The 17,599-nt window shown below is 53.9% G+C and carries 14 protein-coding genes; 12 read left to right on the forward strand and 2 right to left on the reverse strand.

Annotation, left to right across the window (positions count from 1 at the left end; genetic code table 11):
• Complete coding sequence (locus ACH5Y9_RS02130) at positions 1-420, reverse strand: hypothetical protein (protein WP_033155796.1); 420 nt, start codon at positions 418-420, stop codon at positions 1-3.
• Between the two features lie 11 nt (positions 421-431).
• Positions 432-1,010, reverse strand: a complete 579-nt coding sequence (locus ACH5Y9_RS02135; protein WP_205451035.1) for a hypothetical protein — start codon at positions 1,008-1,010, stop codon at positions 432-434.
• A gap of 128 nt (positions 1,011-1,138) precedes the next feature.
• On the opposite strand from ACH5Y9_RS02135, the gene nikR reads away from it, so the two are divergent.
• The 12 genes from nikR to grpE all read left to right on the forward strand — a co-directional run bounded on the left by nikR (position 1,139) and on the right by grpE (position 17,575).
• Positions 1,139-1,606, forward strand: coding sequence for a nickel-responsive transcriptional regulator NikR (gene nikR / locus ACH5Y9_RS02140; RefSeq protein WP_171696129.1), 468 nt, complete (start codon positions 1,139-1,141; stop codon positions 1,604-1,606).
• Positions 1,607-1,771: 165 nt separating this feature from the next.
• Positions 1,772-3,208: a HupE/UreJ family protein gene (locus tag ACH5Y9_RS02145; RefSeq protein ID WP_445368345.1), complete on the forward strand. Its 1,437-nt coding sequence runs from the start codon at positions 1,772-1,774 to the stop codon at positions 3,206-3,208.
• A gap of 1 nt (position 3,209) precedes the next feature.
• A complete protein-coding gene (locus ACH5Y9_RS02150; RefSeq protein ID WP_445368346.1) occupies positions 3,210-5,414 on the forward strand; it encodes a TonB-dependent receptor in 2,205 nt (734 codons plus the stop codon).
• A gap of 10 nt (positions 5,415-5,424) precedes the next feature.
• Positions 5,425-6,534: a HupE/UreJ family protein gene (locus tag ACH5Y9_RS02155; protein ID WP_445368347.1), complete on the forward strand. Its 1,110-nt coding sequence runs from the start codon at positions 5,425-5,427 to the stop codon at positions 6,532-6,534.
• A 15-nt stretch (positions 6,535-6,549) separates the two neighbouring features.
• Positions 6,550-7,089, forward strand: a complete 540-nt coding sequence (locus ACH5Y9_RS02160) for a hypothetical protein (protein ID WP_415880231.1) — start codon at positions 6,550-6,552, stop codon at positions 7,087-7,089.
• Between the two features lie 213 nt (positions 7,090-7,302).
• On the forward strand, positions 7,303-7,749 hold the full coding sequence (locus tag ACH5Y9_RS02165) for a MotA/TolQ/ExbB proton channel family protein (RefSeq protein ID WP_205800433.1): 447 nt from the start codon (positions 7,303-7,305) through the stop codon (positions 7,747-7,749).
• The gene (locus ACH5Y9_RS02170; RefSeq protein ID WP_026147208.1) at positions 7,727-8,062 is read left to right on the forward strand and encodes a DUF2149 domain-containing protein; all 336 of its coding nucleotides are present in this window, start codon (positions 7,727-7,729) and stop codon (positions 8,060-8,062) included. Before ACH5Y9_RS02165 ends, ACH5Y9_RS02170 begins: the two co-directional genes overlap by 23 nt.
• Positions 8,049-12,002: a cobaltochelatase subunit CobN gene (locus ACH5Y9_RS02175; protein ID WP_445368348.1), complete on the forward strand. Its 3,954-nt coding sequence runs from the start codon at positions 8,049-8,051 to the stop codon at positions 12,000-12,002. Before ACH5Y9_RS02170 ends, ACH5Y9_RS02175 begins: the two co-directional genes overlap by 14 nt.
• Positions 12,003-12,264: 262 nt before the next feature.
• Positions 12,265-14,724, forward strand: coding sequence for a TonB-dependent receptor (locus ACH5Y9_RS02180; RefSeq protein WP_445368349.1), 2,460 nt, complete (start codon positions 12,265-12,267; stop codon positions 14,722-14,724).
• Between the two features lie 235 nt (positions 14,725-14,959).
• Positions 14,960-15,289: a glycine zipper 2TM domain-containing protein gene (locus tag ACH5Y9_RS02185; protein WP_205451014.1), complete on the forward strand. Its 330-nt coding sequence runs from the start codon at positions 14,960-14,962 to the stop codon at positions 15,287-15,289.
• A 556-nt stretch (positions 15,290-15,845) separates the two neighbouring features.
• Entirely contained in the window at positions 15,846-16,886 is a 1,041-nt protein-coding gene (hrcA, locus tag ACH5Y9_RS02190; protein WP_445368350.1) for a heat-inducible transcriptional repressor HrcA, read from the forward strand.
• Positions 16,887-16,936: 50 nt separating this feature from the next.
• Positions 16,937-17,575, forward strand: coding sequence for a nucleotide exchange factor GrpE (gene grpE / locus ACH5Y9_RS02195; protein ID WP_445368351.1), 639 nt, complete (start codon positions 16,937-16,939; stop codon positions 17,573-17,575).
• Positions 17,576-17,599: the final 24 nt, after the last annotated feature.

The following is a 17,599-nucleotide window of genomic DNA, read 5'->3' on the forward strand; positions in this document are numbered from 1 at the left end:
TTAGGGCAGGCCGAAGAAGCCGGCGATGAACAGTACCAGCGGATCGGATAAGGGGTGAAAGAAGCCCAAGGTTATCGCCGCCAGACTAATGACGAAAACTCGGGTCCAAGTCGTCAGATCCAAATCCTGTTTGCGCCAGAGCAAATGAAATGCCAGCCAACTTAATAACCAGACGCCGATAGCCAGGGTTTCCTTGCCCGTATACGAGCCTATGCTGCCGTCCGGGCCTTTGCCTTGCGACCCCGGAATCCAGTAGCCGAAGCTATGCACTAACTTGTCCAGGCCGGGCGACAATCGCGAAATATGGTGGCTGACCATCAAGGTCAAAAATGCCAATAAAAGGGCTAGGCTGGCCGCTACCACCGGCCCGGAATAGAGGGGCTCGTTATTGGAATCGGTTTGGTTTTGATTATGTATCACGCGGGTCACCGTCAAACAAAGCGCAGTTTGGCCAGTACCAAGCCAACCACGAAGCCGATCATCAGAAAACTCCATGACACCAGGATTGTGATGCCGACGAAGCGGGTCAGGTCGCGGCGCATTTGGATCGATAGGCCGTAGTAGTACAGTGTCGCGGTTGCCAATAGCATCAGCGGAAACGGGAACAGCGAGACGAATTCCTTGAATTCCATCAGCACGTTATGAATTGCTGGCACATGCGCCAATATCCAGTCGCGCGGACCGTCTTGACCGCGGTAGCGCATATAAATCCAGTTGCCGCTAATCGCGCCGGCCAGATTTAGCAGGGTGGCGGCCAGCAGCCAATGGCGCAACGATTCAAGTCTGACGTGCATGCCTTTTATCAACGGAATGGCGCGATGGGTAAGATAGGTGCCGACCACGACAGCGAGGATCGCGCTCACGCCATGCACGCCGGCCTTCAGGCTATACTCGCTCGGATACCAAAAGTCTGACGCCGTTAATATCAACAGCAGTGTTAAGGCAATACCGACTTGGCTGCGAATGACGAGTTTGCTGAAGTTGTCGTGTATGTAATGTCCGGTGGACATGAAAAATGCCTCTTGTTGTTTTAATCGCGCCGGCAGTGCGGCGGGTATCTATATCGGCGTAAACGCCAGCGAATCAGGGCTTTGCGTTATAATCGGCGATCCAATAACAATAACGACAGGAGCCGACTTTGGAACGTTTTACCATCTCTCTCAACGACGATTTGGCCGCCGAATTCGATCAATGGATTGCAGCGCGCGGCTACTCCAACCGTTCCGAAGCCGTACGCGATTTATTGCGCAAGGAAATCGAAACCAAGCGTCTCAGCAAGGATGAGGCCATCTACAGCATCGCCACGCTTTCCTATGTCTACAATCATCACGAACGCAATTTAGCCGAACGCCTAACTAGCCTGCAACACGACGCCCATGACCTGGTCGTGTCGTCCATGCATGTGCATCTCGATCACGACGACTGCATGGAAACCTTGTTTCTGCGCGGCATGACTCAACGAATTCGGTCGCTGGCAGACAAAATGTCCGCCGAAACCGGTGTGCGCCACGCATCGCTAAACTTGGTGCCGGTGAAAATGGCAATGTCGCATCACCAGCATGGTCACCACGATCATGCTCACAGCCACTTTCATCCGCGTACTTGAAGGCCCGAGTTAGCGGCACGAGCAGTTTATTGGCGAGGATAATAAGATATTTTGTTAAATCTTCATAATTTTAAAAAATGTGACTTCTATCGTATGATGGTTTTCCGTTTTGTCCTACATGGCGCATAGATCGAGCTTTAAGACCGATAAACCCAGATAAATCTCATGCAATTTCAGTTTCAAATCAAGCTAACAGAGTCAGCCCGCAGCCGTTTATGGCTCGCGTCGTGCCTGGCTTTAGCGTTTGGGTTGATATTTCCGTTGCTCAATATTTCTGGTGGTTTGGACAATATCGGTTGGAATAATGGCTTTAGTCATCCCTTGGGGGGCTGGGATCACCTGCTGACCATGTTGGCGGTGGGGATCTGGGCCGCGCAATTACGCGGTCAAGCGATCTGGATGTTGCCGTTGGCCTTTGTCGGCGTGATGAGCTTGGGCGGATTGGCCGGCGCGGCCGGGCTGACGATTCCCAGTGTCGAAGGCATCATCCTATTGTCTTGCGCGGTGTTTGCCGTACTGATTACCCGCAAGATTCGTTTCAGCGCCAAGCTCAACGTCTTTATCGTCGCCTTTTTCGCGTTTTTCCACGGCTTTGCCCACGGCCAGGAAATTTCCACATCGGCTAGTTTGTTGTCTTACACGCTGGGCTTTATGCTGGCGACGCTGTTGCTGCACGGCGCCGGGATACTGGTCGCTAAGCTGGTGGTGTTGACCGCTACCTGCTTGCTGACTTTGTTGTTCTCGCAAGCGGCGTTGGCCAAAGCCGCTGACGCCATGGTCAGCGACACCGGCAACATTACAACGCTAAATCAGAATACCAGTTCAACAGCGTTGAACAACTGGACGGACTTATTCAATACCGGAGAGTTTGCCGAGCGGTCTGTTTTTGAGCGGCAAGTAGCTGCGATGGGGCTGGATGATGTGGTTTCGGGCGGTCAAGCGTTGGGTAGTCCGGCCGGATATTCGGCGGTAAAGGCTTGCGCTACGGACGGTCAAACCCATGGGCTTAGTGCTTCATTGAACGCTTATTTGCAGAATCTGTCGGTGCTATTAAAGGCTATCGTCGATTTCGATGGTCTGGCAGCACTGGGCAACTTACACTTCAGGCAGCTGTTTCCGGACATCAATCATACGCCGGGTACGCAATTGCGCAGCAGTGGCGTCGGTCGCACATCGCCGCCTGCCTATTCAAATGTTTTTGTTGTAAGCACCTCTTTCACTCTTCGCACGTCCCCGGTTTCCACTGTTGAAGTGCCCCGTCTTCAACTGACTTTCGCCAGCAATCTCCTCGGCGATTTTACTACCCAATCATTTAACGAGTTACTGCCGAACGCTTTAGCGGCTGCGGTTTCCAGCAAGCAGTTTTCGCTCCCCGAGCCAGCGCTTTGCTCGGCACGTTTATTCCTCCCGTTTCATTCTCGCGCTGTCGGCGTTCAACGGCTCATAGCGCGCGGTTTAGAAAATTCGACCGATTTCGGTCCTGGCAATACCCCCAAAACAATAACAACTAAAACAATAACGCACATCGAGGAAGACCTTATGCAACACCCTGCCGGCGCTCCGCGTCACCCATCGCCTTTACTAAATACCTCCCGGAGCTGAGATGAAATCCTGCAATCCCTATTTCAAAAAGAAGCACCTGGTCATCGGCCTGGAAATTATTTTAGGTCTGGCCTGTGCGGATTTGAACGCCGCACCTAATGCCGACGCTGAATCTGTCGAACAAACGGCGCAAGAGACCTCGCAACAGAGCACAAAGAAAGCCAAAACCGCTAAGTCAGAAGAACTGGAAGCGGTGCAAGTGGAAGAAGACGGCCGCGGCAAAAACCTGATCGGCATTGCACCGTCGGCCTCGCAAGGTGAAGTCAGTCAGAAGCAATTCGAATACCGGCCGTTTTCGCGTAATGGCGAGTTGGTCGAAGTGGTGCCCGGCGCCATCGCCACCCAGCATAGCGGCTCCGGCAAGGCCAACCAATACTTCCTGCGTGGCTTTAACCTGGACCACGGTACCGATTTCACGACTTATGTCGACGGCATCCCGATGAACATGACTACCCACGCCCATGGTCAAGGTTACATGGACATCAATAGCATCATTCCGGAGCTGGTGAAAAAAGTGGAATACGGCAAGGGCCCGTATTACGCGGAAGTGGGGGACTTCTCGGCCGCCGGTTACGCCAAAATGTTCAGTATGGACAAGTTGGATAAAGGCATCGCCAAATTTACCGCTGGTTCGTTTGATTACTACCGAACGCTGGTGGCCAATTCCAACAAGCTCGGCGATGGCGATTTGCTGTATGCCGGCGAATTCAATCTCTACAACGGCGTCTGGGAAGTGCCGGAAGATTCGAAAAAATTCAACGGCCAGTTACGCTACACATTGGATCGCGGCGATTGGGGGATGGCAATTAACGGCAAGGCTTACACCAATAGCTGGACCGCCACCAATCAGATTCCGCAGGCGGCTATTGATAGCGGTGCCATCGGTCTGTACGGCAGCATGGACCCTACCGACGGCGGCGAGAGCAATCGTTATAGCGCTTCGGCCAGCTTCTGGAACCAGGGCGGTAATTGGAAAAACGACGCGAATATCTACGCGGTCTACACCGATTTGAATTTGTTCTCCAATTTCAGCGGCTTTACCCGCGGCGACGGCGGCGACCAGATTTTGCAAACCGAACGCCGCGTGCAAACCGGCGGTCATTTCGAACACACCCGCTATAACAAGCTGTTCGGCTTTGAAATGGACAACAGCATTGGCCTGCAATTTCGTAATGACCAGATCATGGATTTGGGTCTATACGAAACTACAGCCCGGCAGGTCGTCAATACCGTCAGCAAGAGCAATGTTGGTGTGACCACCGTGGGTACTTATTTCAAAAATACTACCCACTGGCACGATAAAGTCCGCACCATCGCCGGTTTGCGCGGCGATTTCATTAATAATGACGTCGAAGTGCTGGCCAGCGGCAGCGGCACGGCCGAGACCAACGCCGCTAACTCCGGCAGTCGCGGCAAAGCCATGATCAGTCCGAAATTGAGTCTGGTGGTCGGCCCCTGGTACAACACCGAATACTTCGCGAATATCGGTTACGGCTATCACTCCAACGATGCGCGCGGCACCACGCTGCAAGTGCATCCGGTCACCGGCACCGAGTTTGACCCAGATGGCAATGCGGTTAGTCCGCGCATCCGCCCGGCGGCCTGGTCGCGCGGCGGCGAAGTGGGCGCGCGTACCAATATCATCCCCGGTTTGAACAGCACCTTTGCCTTGTGGTGGTTGCAATCCAGTGAGGAGCTGGTGTTCGTCGGCGATGCCGGAACGACCGAAGTGAATGGTAAATCGCAACGCTACGGTATCGAGTTTACCAACTACTACAAACCCACCGAATGGCTGACACTGGATGCCGACTATGCTTTGACCACGGCACAATTCAACAAAGCCCCGGATGGTGCGACCAATAAGTACATCCCGAATTCCGTGGGCCGGGTAATTAGCGCCGGTGCCCTGATCGAAGCTCCCAATGGCTTGTTCGGCACCTTGCGTTTCCGCCACTTCGGCAGCGTGCCGCTGGATGAATCCGGCGCGGTTTGGGCCGGCGATACCAACATCGTCAACTTGGGCGCGGGCTATAAACAAAAGCAATACAAATTCGAGGTCGACATCTTCAATATTCTCGGTTCGCAAAGCAACGATATTGCCTACAACTATGAATATAACTATCCAAACGGCGTTTCTGGCGCCGGCCTGATGAAACATCCGGTCGAGCCACGTATGGTGCGCGGCACCATCACGGTCAATTTTTGAGGATAGCCTGATGAAATTTGCTTCAACCCACTGGGCTATCAGCTTGATTGCAGTGTTGTTAACGCTGCAATCCGCCAGGGTTTATGCGCATCCACCCGGTCTAAGTTCGCTGGATGTAACGATCAAACCCGCGCAACTCGACGCCAAGGCGACCTTCGCCTTACAAGACATCGAAGCCTTTACGCCGATGGATGCCGATTTGGACGCGGAGGTGACCGATGCCGAGCGTGAAGCGGCCAAGCCGGCTATTGCCAAACTATTGGCCGAGCAACTGCGCGTGAATATCGATAGCCATGATGCTCTGCCCAGCGAACCAGGACAGGTCAGCTTTGATGATCAAAACAATGCCCGGGTGGAACTGCACTATGCGGGGCCGGTGCAAACCGCTTTGTTGGTGCAGTCGAAGTTTTTGGCTTTGCTGCCCGACGGCCATCAGCAGTATTTGACGGTCAGGGAAGCCAACGGCAAAGCGCTCAGCGAAAAAATGCTGGGCAAACACGACGATCAGATCAGTTTACCAATCGCCAACGCCGCGGTCGCGGAGTCCCCCCAAGCTCCGTTTGCGGCGTTCGGCGATTTTTTTAAACTGGGCATCGAGCACATCCTCACCGGTTACGATCATTTGCTGTTTTTGTTCGCATTGCTGACGGTGACGCACAGCTTTTGGCCGGCCCTGAAAATCATCACGTTCTTTACCGTCGCCCATTCCATCACGCTGGCTTGCGCCGGGCTTAATCTGATCGAGCTACCCAGTAGTTTCGTCGAGCCGTTCATTGCCGCGACGATTATCTACGTGGGCGTGGAAAACATCATCCGCGGCGACCATCCCAAAGGGCGGCATTGGCTGACTTTCGGATTTGGCTTGATCCACGGTTTTGGGTTTGCCGGGGTGTTGCAGGAAATGGATATTTCGTCCGGCGATACCGGGATTTTGTTGCCTTTATTGTCGTTCAACTTGGGCATAGAAACCGGGCAAATCGCCGTCGCGGCTATCGTGTTGCCGATGATCTGGTGGCTGAACAATAAGATCGAGACTGCCGAGAAGTTTTTGAAAGCCGGCTCGATTGCGGTCAGTTTGATGGGGATTTTTTGGTTACTGGAACGCACCGTTCTCCAATAAGAAAAGGAATACAACATGAAAAGGACAAGGTTTTTTTATCTGGGATGGCTGTTGGTTCTGATCCAGTCGCCAGCATTCGCCGCAGGCAAATATCACTTTGAACCGGGCGACGCGGTTTTAACCAACTGCCGTGAAATTTACACCAAAGGCGTGGTCAAGGCCAAAGTTGATGACGGCTATACCGTGCATTTTCCTAAAGGTAGCGGTCCCATCCAGTGCCCGCCGTTTCGTTGGCATGCCGAGTTCGTTCTACCTTATCAATCGGTAGCGGAATATCGGCTGAAATTTTTGGGCGGTTTGAAGAACGATTTGCTATTCAAAGTCGGCGAGCCGGTTAGTTTTCGTTTCGATACCGACAGGCGCGTTGTGAACAACCAAGCCACGATTGATATAGACGCGCAAATCACCGACATCAGCAGCAATGGCGCCATTGCCGTTAAATTGCTGAGCACCAGCCCGGAAGCGGCCGCCACCTTTTGGCAATGGGTGGGCGGGAACTATGTCGATCTGCGTCATAAATCGCTTGAACCAGAAAGAGCCAAGCGGTCCCGATAAAATTTCAATAAAAACATAACTATAAGAAAGCATTAACTAGGAGAGGAACAGTGGAACTTACGCACGCACTTGAAAAAATTCTGTACATGATCTCGTCATCGCTTTACCTGCCGGTATTGCTGATTGTCACGTTGCTGGCCGCCTATTCGGTTTACACCTGCGGCCGATTAGCTCAGGAATGGCTGGAGCGGCGCAAAGCCGGTCTCGCGTACCGTGCGCCTTTTCAATCTCGATCTGGCTGTCGCGCTAGGTCGCCAGCAACGCGCCAACGCTGCGCCGCTGGATGTCGAGCTGGAATTATTGCTGCAAACCCATGAACATCGGCAATTGATCAAGCTCGATCAGGTGCGTTTCGTCATCAAGCTCGGCCCGGCGCTGGGTTTGATGGGCACCTTGATTCCGATGGGTATTTCGCTGGCTGCATTGGCGCAAGGCAATATTCCCAGCATGGCGGGCAGCATGGTCACCGCGTTTACCGCCACCGTGACCGGTTTGGGCTGCGGCGTGATCACCTATCTGGTGGCACTGGTGCGCGAACAATGGCTGCGCGCTGATTTTGCGGCGATGCGCCATCAAGCCGAGCTGGCCGCCAGCCGGACTCTGGACGCGCCGGATTTGACAATCGAGGAGGACGGCCATGCGCTATCTGAGACGCTCTAGTCTGCATCGCAACAGCGAGCCGCTGGAAGATCCGATTGCCGGCGTCGCCAATCTGTTCGACGCCAGCGTGGTGTTCATCGTCAGCATGATGGTGGCCTTGTTCATGGCCTACAACATGTTGGATTTGATGAACCCGGAGTCGACCGTGACGATGACCAAGGAAAACGCCGACGGCACCATGGAAATCGTCAGCAAGAAAGGCTCGCAAATCAAGGTCTCCAAAGTCACCGACCGCAAACTTAGCGGTTCCGGCGAACGATTAGGTACTGCGTACCGCTTGAACGACGGTAAGGTGGTTTATGTACCGGAATAAATGCTGGCTTTGGCTGCCGGCTCTGCTGCTATGGCTGGCCGCAAGCAGCGCTTTCGCCGAAACGCCGCTCAACCTTAGCCTGATTCTCGGCGATCTGGATTCGCAAACGGCTGTCGCCGCCACCGCTAAACTGCAAAATGATCCGCTGTTGCAAGGCGTCAAGTTGCGGGTGTATTCCAGCTCCAAATTGGCGCAAGCCGATCAGGCCGAACTGCAACAATCCAATCTGGTGCTGGCGCAAATCACCGGCCGCGGCATTTTGCGAGAGTGCGGCGAGGTGTTTAAACAGATCGCCGCGCATGGGGGCAAGCTGTACGCGGTGGGTTTGAGTTACGACGCCGATTTCGCCGACTACGGCCTGCAACTGGATAAAGACCTGCAAGCCTATATGTCGGCCGGCGGCGCGGACAATGCCGCCAACATGATCCGGCTAGCCTTGGCTAAATTCAAAAACGTCCAGGCCGACATTGCACCACCGCAAGCCCAGCCGGAAATCGGCGCCTTCGACGTGCGCAGCAAACAATTGTTCGCAGACTTCGACGGCTACCAAAAAGCTTACGCCGGCTACAAAGCCGACCGGCCCTGGATCGCGATTTTGTTCTACCGTTCCTCGGCCCTGTCCGGCCAGACCGACACGGTCAAAATGCTGGCCGAACAATTGGAAGCCAAGGGTTACAACGTGCTGCCGATATTCGGCTATCCCTACGACAAGACGCTGGAAAAAATGTTGGTGGACGCCAACGGCAAATCCCGTGTCGAAGCCATCGCCGCGTTGGCTCTTAAAATCGGTGCCAGCCCGGACAAAACCGTGCCGACCTTGACCCGCTTGGGCGTACCGGTGCTAAACGGCATTGCCTTGAACAGCCAAAGCCAGGCCCAATGGACCGAGTCCGCGACCGGCCTGGATGTAATGGAACGGGCCTGGCAAGTGGCCTTGCCGGAATTCGCCGGCGAAATCGCCCCGACCGTGGTGGCCAGCAAGGAAAGCGTGCACGACCAGGCCACCGGCCAGGATTTCGTCCGTGAAACGCCGATCCCGGAGCGCGTCGCCCGTTACGCCGACCGGCTCGACAAGTGGGCTAAATTGCGCAGTACCGTCAATGCCGACAAGAAAGTCGCCTTGCTGTATTACAACTATCCGCCCGGCAAGGAAAACATCGGTGCGTCGTATTTGAACGTATTGCCGGAATCGCTGCTGCTGATCATGCAGCGCATGCGCCAGGAGGGCTATCAATTGGGCAATGCGCCTTCGGACGGCGAAACGTTGAAAGCGGCCGTCAAGAACCACGGCATCAATCTGGGTAACTGGGAACCGGGCGCCATTGCCGAAGCCGCTGCTAGCGGCAGGGCGGTGTTGTTGCCGATTGCCGATTACCAAAAATGGTTCGATGCCTTGCCGGAAACCTTCAAGACGGCGATGCTGAAAGCCTGGGGCAAACCGGAAGACAGCAAAATCGGGGCATGGACCGACAGCAAAGGTCAACGCTTCTTGATCCTGCCGGCCCTGCAATACGGCAATCTGTTGTTGGCGCCGCAACCGTCGCGCGGCTGGGAGCAGGACGTCAAAAAGCTCTATCACGACGTGAGCATGCCGCCGCATCATCAATACGTAGCGTTTTATCTGTGGCTGCAAAAAGGCTACCGCGCCGACGCGATGATTCATCTCGGCACCCACGCCACCCACGAATGGCTGTCCGGCAAGGAAGTCGGTTTCACCGCCGCCGATCCCGGCGAAATTTTGATGGCCGACGTGCCGCAGATTTATCCCTACATCATGGACGACGTCGGCGAAGCCTTGCAGGCCAAGCGCCGGGCGATGGCGACCATCATTTCGCATATGACGCCGCCGCTGGACAAGGCCGACTTGAATCCGGAGCTGGCCAAACTGGCCGGCTTATTGGACGACTACAATGTCGCCGCGCAAAAAAGCGAGCAACTGGCGAAGATTAGGTTGGACGAGATCAATCAAATCGCCGCCAAGGCCGGCTTGTTGAAGGACCTGAAAATGGAACGGGCCGAAACCGGCGACCAGTTGGAAGAACTGGAGCATTACCTAAAGGAAATCCGCGAGAAAAAGGTGCCGATGGGTTTGCATACCTTTGGTAAGGCGCCGGACGAAGCGGCCAGACAGCGCTTCGCCGAAGCCATCGTTGCCCGCGATCCCAAGCTGAAAGGCGAGGCGTTGAAACAAAAAGTCCAGGCCACGGCCAAACTGATTGCCGATAGTGCCAACGCCGAAATGAACGCGCTGATGGATGCGTTGGCCGGCCGCTATATTCCGGCCGGCAGTGGCGGCGACCCATTGCGCAACCCGGATGCCTTGCCGACCGGCAAGGATTTGTACGGCTTCGATCCGTCGCGGATTCCCAGCGAGGCGGTTTACAACGAAGGCGCACGGCTGGCCGAGCAAGTGGTCGCCGACTTTAAAAAGCAGCACGGCCATTACCCGGAACGCCTGGTGTTCAATTTGTGGGGCGTGGAAAGCTCGCGCCACGAGGGCGTGATGGAAGCGCAAATCATGCACCTGCTCGGCGTCAAACCGCATTGGGACGAGCGCGGCCGCACCCAGGGCGTGGACGTGATCAGCCGCGATAAGTTGGGCCGGCCGCGTGTCGACGTCACCATCATTCCGTCCGGCTTATACCGGGATTTGTTCGCGTCGGTGATCAAGTTACTGGATCAAGCCGAAACCAAGGCTCAGGAACAGGACGAGCCGGACAATCCGTTGCGCCGGCATATCAAGGAAACCCAGGCCGAATTGGTCAAGCGCGGCTTGAAACCGGAGGAAGCGTTGGACATGGCTTCGGCGCGCTTGTTCAGCGTGCCGTCCGGCGCCTACGGCACCAATCTGGACCGGGCCATTCCGCTGTCCAACACCTGGACCGACGAAAAACAACTGGCGGACGTGTTCTTCAACCGCATGCACCACGTCTACGGCCGCGGTCATTGGGGCGAAGCAGCCAGCAAGGACGCGACGCTGGCGGTGGACTTGTTCAAATTGTCTTTGAAAGACACCGATGCGGTGATCCACAGCCGCTCGAGCAACGTCTACGCCACGCTGGACGGTGACGACTTCTTCCAATATCTGGGCGGCACGGCAATGGCGGCGCGGCAAGTCAACGGCAAAACCCCGGAAGTACTGGTCGCCGACTTGGCCGACCCGACCGCCGCCAAGACCATGAGTCTGGAGCTCTATCAAGGCCGGGAAATGCAAAGCCGCTACCTGAACCCGAAATGGATCGAGTCGATGTTGAAGGAAGGCTACTCAGGCGCGCGCTTCATCAATATGGTCGCCGAAAACCTGTGGGGCTGGCAGGTGACCGTGCCGGAAGCGGTTGGCGCCGAGAAGTGGCAGGCGATGTACGAGACCTACGTCGAGGACAAATACCAGTTGGACATCCAGAAAAAGTTCGAGCAAGCCGACAACCTGCTGGCCTATCAGGCCATGGTGGATCGGATGCTGGTGGCGATCAACAAAGGTTACTGGCAAGCTGATCCAGCTGTGAAAGCCAAGCTGGAGCAGGTTAACAAGGAAGTCATCGCCAAGGCCGGCGTGGCCTGCAACAAGGATACCTGCAGCAGCCCGGAAATCACCAAGCTGGCTGAGCAACAGGATGCGGCAAAAGCTGCCAAGGCTGCCGCGCCGGGTGCGCAAGCGCAGCCACCGGCACCCGCAGCGGCTCAAACGCCACCGCAGCCCACTCAATCTCAACAGCCGGCAGCCGCTCAGCAACCGCAGGCTCAAGCACAAGCCGCGCCGGATGCCGCCAAGCCTTTGGAAGGCTATGAGATAGAAGAGAAAAATGCCGCCAGCGAAAGCACTGAACAGCAACAAACCTTGAGTTCGGCGCAGAGCTGGTGGTTGAGTTTTGCGATCTTGCTGTTGTTTGTCGCCGGTTATTGGCACGGCAGTTGGGAACAGCGGAAGGACAAAGCCTAGCGCTTGGCTGGAAAAACCCTGGCCTCCTTGTTACAGCGAGGGCGGTAACCCTGGAAATTCGGCAGCCATCATTCCCGCTTTAGTGGGGATGATAGCTGCACGTAATTTAGGGAGCTCACTTAGTCCCGATATGAATAACAGCGTGGCGCCTCAGGGGGAAATTCAAGTAGGGGCCTGCTCTTGATGTAAGAAGAATTAAAAATAAATCTAACATGACCATGAAGCGCCGTTTTTTAAAGGTGCATTACCGGAGGAATCAACTTTGTCTCGTTTACACGTAATAACGCTGTTGGCCCTGACCAATTTGGCTTACAGCAATCAAATCCTGGCAGAAGATAGCGATCAAAGCGTCGTGGGGCCAGCCGAAACCGCTAACACCGACAATCCGGCCAGCAACGATGAGTCGCTGGGCACGATGGTGGTGACCGCCACGCGCTCGGAAATCAGTGCATCGATGGCGCCGGCCAATGTCAGTGTCATCACCACCGAAAATACCGAAAACCGCCTGACCCAACGGATTGGTGATGCGTTGAAGGACGTGCCGGGGATATATTTGCGGGGTAGTGCTTATGGTACGAGTATGCCAGGCTCCAGCTTAAGTTCCTCAGCATTTCATGGTGTCAGTGGTACCAATCGATCACTGTTCCTGGTTGACGGCTTGCCGGTGAATCTGCCCAATAATGGCAGCGTCGATTGGAACATTCTGAATATGGACGACGCTCAGCAAGTGGAATATGTCCCTGGACCCTTTTCAGCGCTGTACGGTAGTGGCGCGATGGGCGGTGTACTGAATGTGATCTCCAAAGTCCCCACTAAGCGCGAAGGGCGTCTGTCCTTTGGTGCCGGTGGCGCGGCTGTTGATCAATGGGGCATCAAAGGCCGTTACCGGGATCGTTTTGAAAACGGCGTGGGGATTTCCGTGACCTTCAACCACATGGATAGCGATAACTGGGCGGTGTCGGATTACGTGACGGCTTCGCCGGCCAGCTTTACGCCATCGGCTACAGCGATACCGAATGCGGTAGTCAGAGCGAACACGGCTACCGCGTTAAGAAACGCCTCGACACCGGTATTCGGCGCCATTCCGACCGCAACCACCCAAGGTGGCTCGTCCTACATCATAGGCGACAAAGGGGATCGCCCTTGGGAGCAGAACACCGCTTCCTTGCATCTCTATTACGATTTGACTGATAGCACCGAGATTGATGGCGGGATGAGCTGGAGCCGCAGCGAAACCAGCGCAGGGACGTTTAACAGTTATTTGACCACTGCCGGAGGCTCGCCAATAGCAATCGCTACCGGAAACCCCACTGTCAATTCAGTCGCCAGCGTGGCCGGCCTGGCACAAAGCAACAACCTTAATCTAAATGGGCAGCGACTGAATGTCTACGAGCAGCAATTTCTGCATTTTTTGCCGTCAGTAGAAGACACTCGCCGCTATTTTGCCCACCTGAAACATGATTTTGGGCATGACGTGAAATTGAATGTCGATTTTCAATACATGGATCACGAGACTTATTCGCCTAGCCCAAACAGTGCGGCGTTCGACGATACCTTAAGCGGTGGCAGAGGCCAATTGACCGTCACGCCTAGCCAACGGATTGACGGTAACGTGGCATTGCGCTTCCCGTTTTTGTGGGATCAGCGTAATTTTGTCACCGTCGGTTTTGGCGCAAACCATAACAATTTGGAAGGTCAAAAACGTTTGGCCTTGAGTAATTGGCAAGATTGGTCCTCAGTGACGAATACTGTTTACGATGGCAAGGGCGAGTCGAGTATTTACTCCGCCTTTATTCAGGACGAAATTTGGTTGCGTAAAAACTTGATTGCTCATCTTGGCGTGCGTTATGACGACTGGTCAACTTCCGGTTCCATCGTACAAAAGGCTACTGTCACTTCCACGGGTACCACCACTAACCTGACGCAAACATACAGCGAACGTTCCGTGTCGCAATTTAATCCCAAATTCAGTTTGACCTGGTTGCCGGCGGATGGCTACAAGTTGTTTGCTTCAACCGGTTGGGCATTCCGTCCACCCACCAACTCGGATTTGTATTCGACATCGCAAACGGCTAGCGGCAGTGTTTTTACCTTGACGCAAGCCGGGCCGAATCTGAAACCGGAAACCATGTATTCATGGGAAGTAGGAGGAGAGGCAACACCGATTGAGGGTACAACGATTGCAGCCTCGTATTTTCACCATTACATTTCTGATTTGATTTACCGTAAAGATACGACATTAAGCGCAACCAATCGGCTTCAGGAGCGGCAAAATGCGGGTGAAGCGGAGGTTGAAGGCGTGGAGGCCAAATTAAGGCAGAAATTGTATTGGGACTGGCTGCATTTTACGGGAACCTACACCTTAAACGACTCGATAATTACCAAGAACGAGGCGAATCCGCTGTCGGTTGGCAAACAGATGGTGTTGTTGCCGGAGACCATGTTCAGTGGCGGCTTGGATGTCAAATATGAGCATTGGAGCGGTGGCATTATTGGGCGCTATGTCAGCCAGCAGTATACGAACGACCAAAATCTGGATCAAAGGGCCGGCGTCCCAGGGAGTTACGACCCTTATTTTCTGGTCGATACCCGTATTGCTTATCAAGCGACGAAAAATATCGATCTGTCGTTTTCGGCGAATAATCTGTTGGATCGGGAATATTCCTCTTTTTACCAACAAGCCGGCCGCACCGTTTACGGGGAAGTGTCTTACAGCTTTTAATGTGCGTGACTGTCGCCTCCGGCGCAATCTGCTCCGGATATTCGGTTTGCGAGTATCCGGAGTAATGGCTATTGGTAGTTTATAGTCCTCGCTTAGCGTGCACAGTTCACAAAAATTGGCAATGTAAGCGCCGGCTTTGCTGTCTTCATCTGTTCTTAATCTTTTCCTAATCAAGACTTAAACATTGCTCTCTAGAATCAACTCATAGATGAATTATTCTCGATCAAGGGGATTTATGTTTAGAGTGGCAAGTGTCGTTGTAATCAGTTTGTTGGTTTCGCCAATAGCCATCGCTGACGGGCATGGGCGAGGTCATCACAAACATCACCACCATGACCGGTACGTCGAGGTCGAGCGGGTGTATGTACCGGGGAGGGTTACGCAGTACGTCCCGGCACCGCCGCCCGCGCCGCGCTACGACCGATACGACCAACGCTCCACTCAGGGCTTGGTAGGTGGCGCGTTAGGCAGTGCGGCGGGTTACGAGATGAGTAGAGGCGATCCGTTGGGAGCCGGCATCGGTGCCGCCGCCGGCGCCTGGCTCGGCAACAGCATGAGCCGTTAATCAGCTACCGCCAATCAATTAACCGGTTTTGAATTTTTGGATGACTCATGCGACAGGAGGACAAAATGAGAATAAAAAATGGTAAAAAATATCAACAAGAACAGTACAGTAGAGTAGAAAAGTTTTTGAATGTATTGTTGTTTTTTGTCGTTGCCTACTATAGCTACTATGTGTTGTCTTTCTCCCAAATGGGGGCTTGAGACCACTGACGGTTGCGGTTTATTGGCCGTTTGCGTTCCTGCCATACAGTCCAGATAAGCAAACGCTAGATCGAATCAGAACCCTGCCAAGTCGTAAGACTTGCAGGGTTTTTTTATTGCCGGTTGTTGGGCAATATCGAAGATACATCTAAAAATCGTAATTCCGGAACAAACTGTCCATTGATCCGTTCTCCACGACACGGGGGCTTCGGATATTCAATCCCAGCCCTTGATTGTGCTGGCAGCGCTTAGTTTATTCATAACCTGTTCAAGCCGTTGACAAGGCCGGACCCAGCTGATAGCTTTGCTGTCTGGCACTCACCAATATCGAGTGCTAACGGAATTTGGGGGATGACGTGGCTGGCGGACAAGATTTAAACGAAAGATCGCTGTATTTATTAAAAACCTTGGTTGAGCGTTATATCCAGGACGGCCAGCCTGTTGGTTCGCGTTTGTTATCTAAAGATCCGCAGTTAAAGCTGAGCCCCGCCAGCATTCGCAATGTGATGGCGGATCTGGAAGAGATGGGTTTGATCCATTCCCCGCACACATCCGCCGGCCGAGTCCCGACCGTGAGCGGCTATCGTTTATTTGTCGACAGTTTGTTAACCGTCAAGCCTTTGGCATCCAGCGAATTGGACCAACTGCAACATGGCCTGAAAGGGGAGGCGGATAAAGCGAGTGACGTGTTGAACAAGGCTTCCAAATTATTGTCGGACGTAACGCGGATGGCCGGCGTGGTGACTTTGCCGCGCAGAGAAAGCGTCACCTTGCGGCACATCGAATTTCTGCCTATGTCCAATACTCGGGTGTTGGTGATTTTCGTCACCGACGACCAGGAAGTGCACAACAAAATTATTCACACCCACAAGCAATTCAGTCCTGCGGAATTACAACAGGCTGCCAACTATTTGAATTCGGTTTATTCCGGCCGCAGCTTGGCGAAAATTCGCGATTTGGTGGTGCGGGAGATGGAGTTCGATCAGCGGCAGGTCAATCAAGGCATGATGGACGCGGTGAACATGGCACAGCTGACCTTCAGCGAACAACCCAACGATGATTATGTGTTGAGCGGCGAAACCAATCTAATGGGCTTTTCCGAGTTGTCGGATATGGAGCGCTTGAAGCAGCTGTTCGAAGCGTTCAGCCAAAAGCGCGGCGTCATTCATTTATTGGATCAGTGTCTACAGGCCGAAGGCGTGCAGATTTTTATCGGTGAAGAGTCCGGCTATAGCGCATTCGATCATTGCAGCCTGGTGACGGCGCCTTATTCAGTGAATGACGAAGTGGTGGGGGTGTTGGGCGTGATCGGCCCCACCCGAATGGCGTATGAAAAAGTGATTCCGTTCGTGGATGTGACGGCAAAATTATTGGGCGCGGCCTTGAATCCCAAATAAATGGCCCTATCGTTAGGCCAACCAAAAAATTTAGAACCATGGAGTAAGTAATGAGTCATCAGCAATCGAGCCACGAACCCCAATCGGATAGCGATTTGATCGCCGAAGTTTTGGAACAGACCAAGCCAATCGACGCCGACGAACAGCCAACCGAAGCATCTGGCGCCGCCCCAGTCACTGTGGAAGCCTTACAGGAACAATTGGAGCAAGCTCAGCAACAGGCTGCTGCCAACCTGGATAAAGCCATCCGCACGATGGCCGAGATGGAAAATTTAAAAAAGCGCGTGCAAAAAGACTTGGACGACGAACGCAAATACGGTCTGGCCAAATTTGCGAAAGAATTGCTGAGTGTTCTAGATAGTTTGGAATTAGGCCTGCAAGCGGCAACCGGCGATAGCCCGGAGATAGTGAAACTACGCGAAGGCAGTGAATTGACCATCAAGCAATTCGAGTCGGTATTTGCCAAGTTTAATATCGAAACTGTCGACCCCATCGGTCAAGCATTCAATCCGGAATTGCACCAGGCGATGCTCATGCAGCCAAGTGCCACCGCCCAACCCAATACCGTGTTAAACGTCTTCCAAAAAGGCTATGTGTTGAACGGCCGTTTATTGCGCCCTGCCATGGTGGTGGTGGCGAAAGCCGAGGACAAACCTGCCGATAGCGCAAAAATCGATGAGCAGGCTTGAAATTAAGACGATCAACCGCATATC

It is taken from the genome of Methylomonas sp. BW4-1 (genome assembly GCF_052474385.1).

Bases quoted from the DNA above. Each gene is read 5' to 3' on its own strand.
- ACH5Y9_RS02135 (WP_205451035.1), bottom strand. From the start codon at position 1,010: ATGTCCACCGGACATTACATACACGACAACTTCAGCAAACTCGTCATT.
- ACH5Y9_RS02145 (WP_445368345.1), top strand. From the start codon at position 1,772: ATGCAATTTCAGTTTCAAATCAAGCTAACAGAGTCAGCCCGCAGCCGT.
- ACH5Y9_RS02150 (WP_445368346.1), top strand. From the start codon at position 3,210: ATGAAATCCTGCAATCCCTATTTCAAAAAGAAGCACCTGGTCATCGGC.
- ACH5Y9_RS02155 (WP_445368347.1), top strand. From the start codon at position 5,425: ATGAAATTTGCTTCAACCCACTGGGCTATCAGCTTGATTGCAGTGTTG.
- ACH5Y9_RS02160 (WP_415880231.1), top strand. From the start codon at position 6,550: ATGAAAAGGACAAGGTTTTTTTATCTGGGATGGCTGTTGGTTCTGATC.
- ACH5Y9_RS02170 (WP_026147208.1), top strand. From the start codon at position 7,727: ATGCGCTATCTGAGACGCTCTAGTCTGCATCGCAACAGCGAGCCGCTG.
- ACH5Y9_RS02175 (WP_445368348.1), top strand. From the start codon at position 8,049: ATGTACCGGAATAAATGCTGGCTTTGGCTGCCGGCTCTGCTGCTATGG.
- ACH5Y9_RS02185 (WP_205451014.1), top strand. From the start codon at position 14,960: ATGTTTAGAGTGGCAAGTGTCGTTGTAATCAGTTTGTTGGTTTCGCCA.
- grpE (WP_445368351.1), top strand. From the start codon at position 16,937: ATGAGTCATCAGCAATCGAGCCACGAACCCCAATCGGATAGCGATTTG.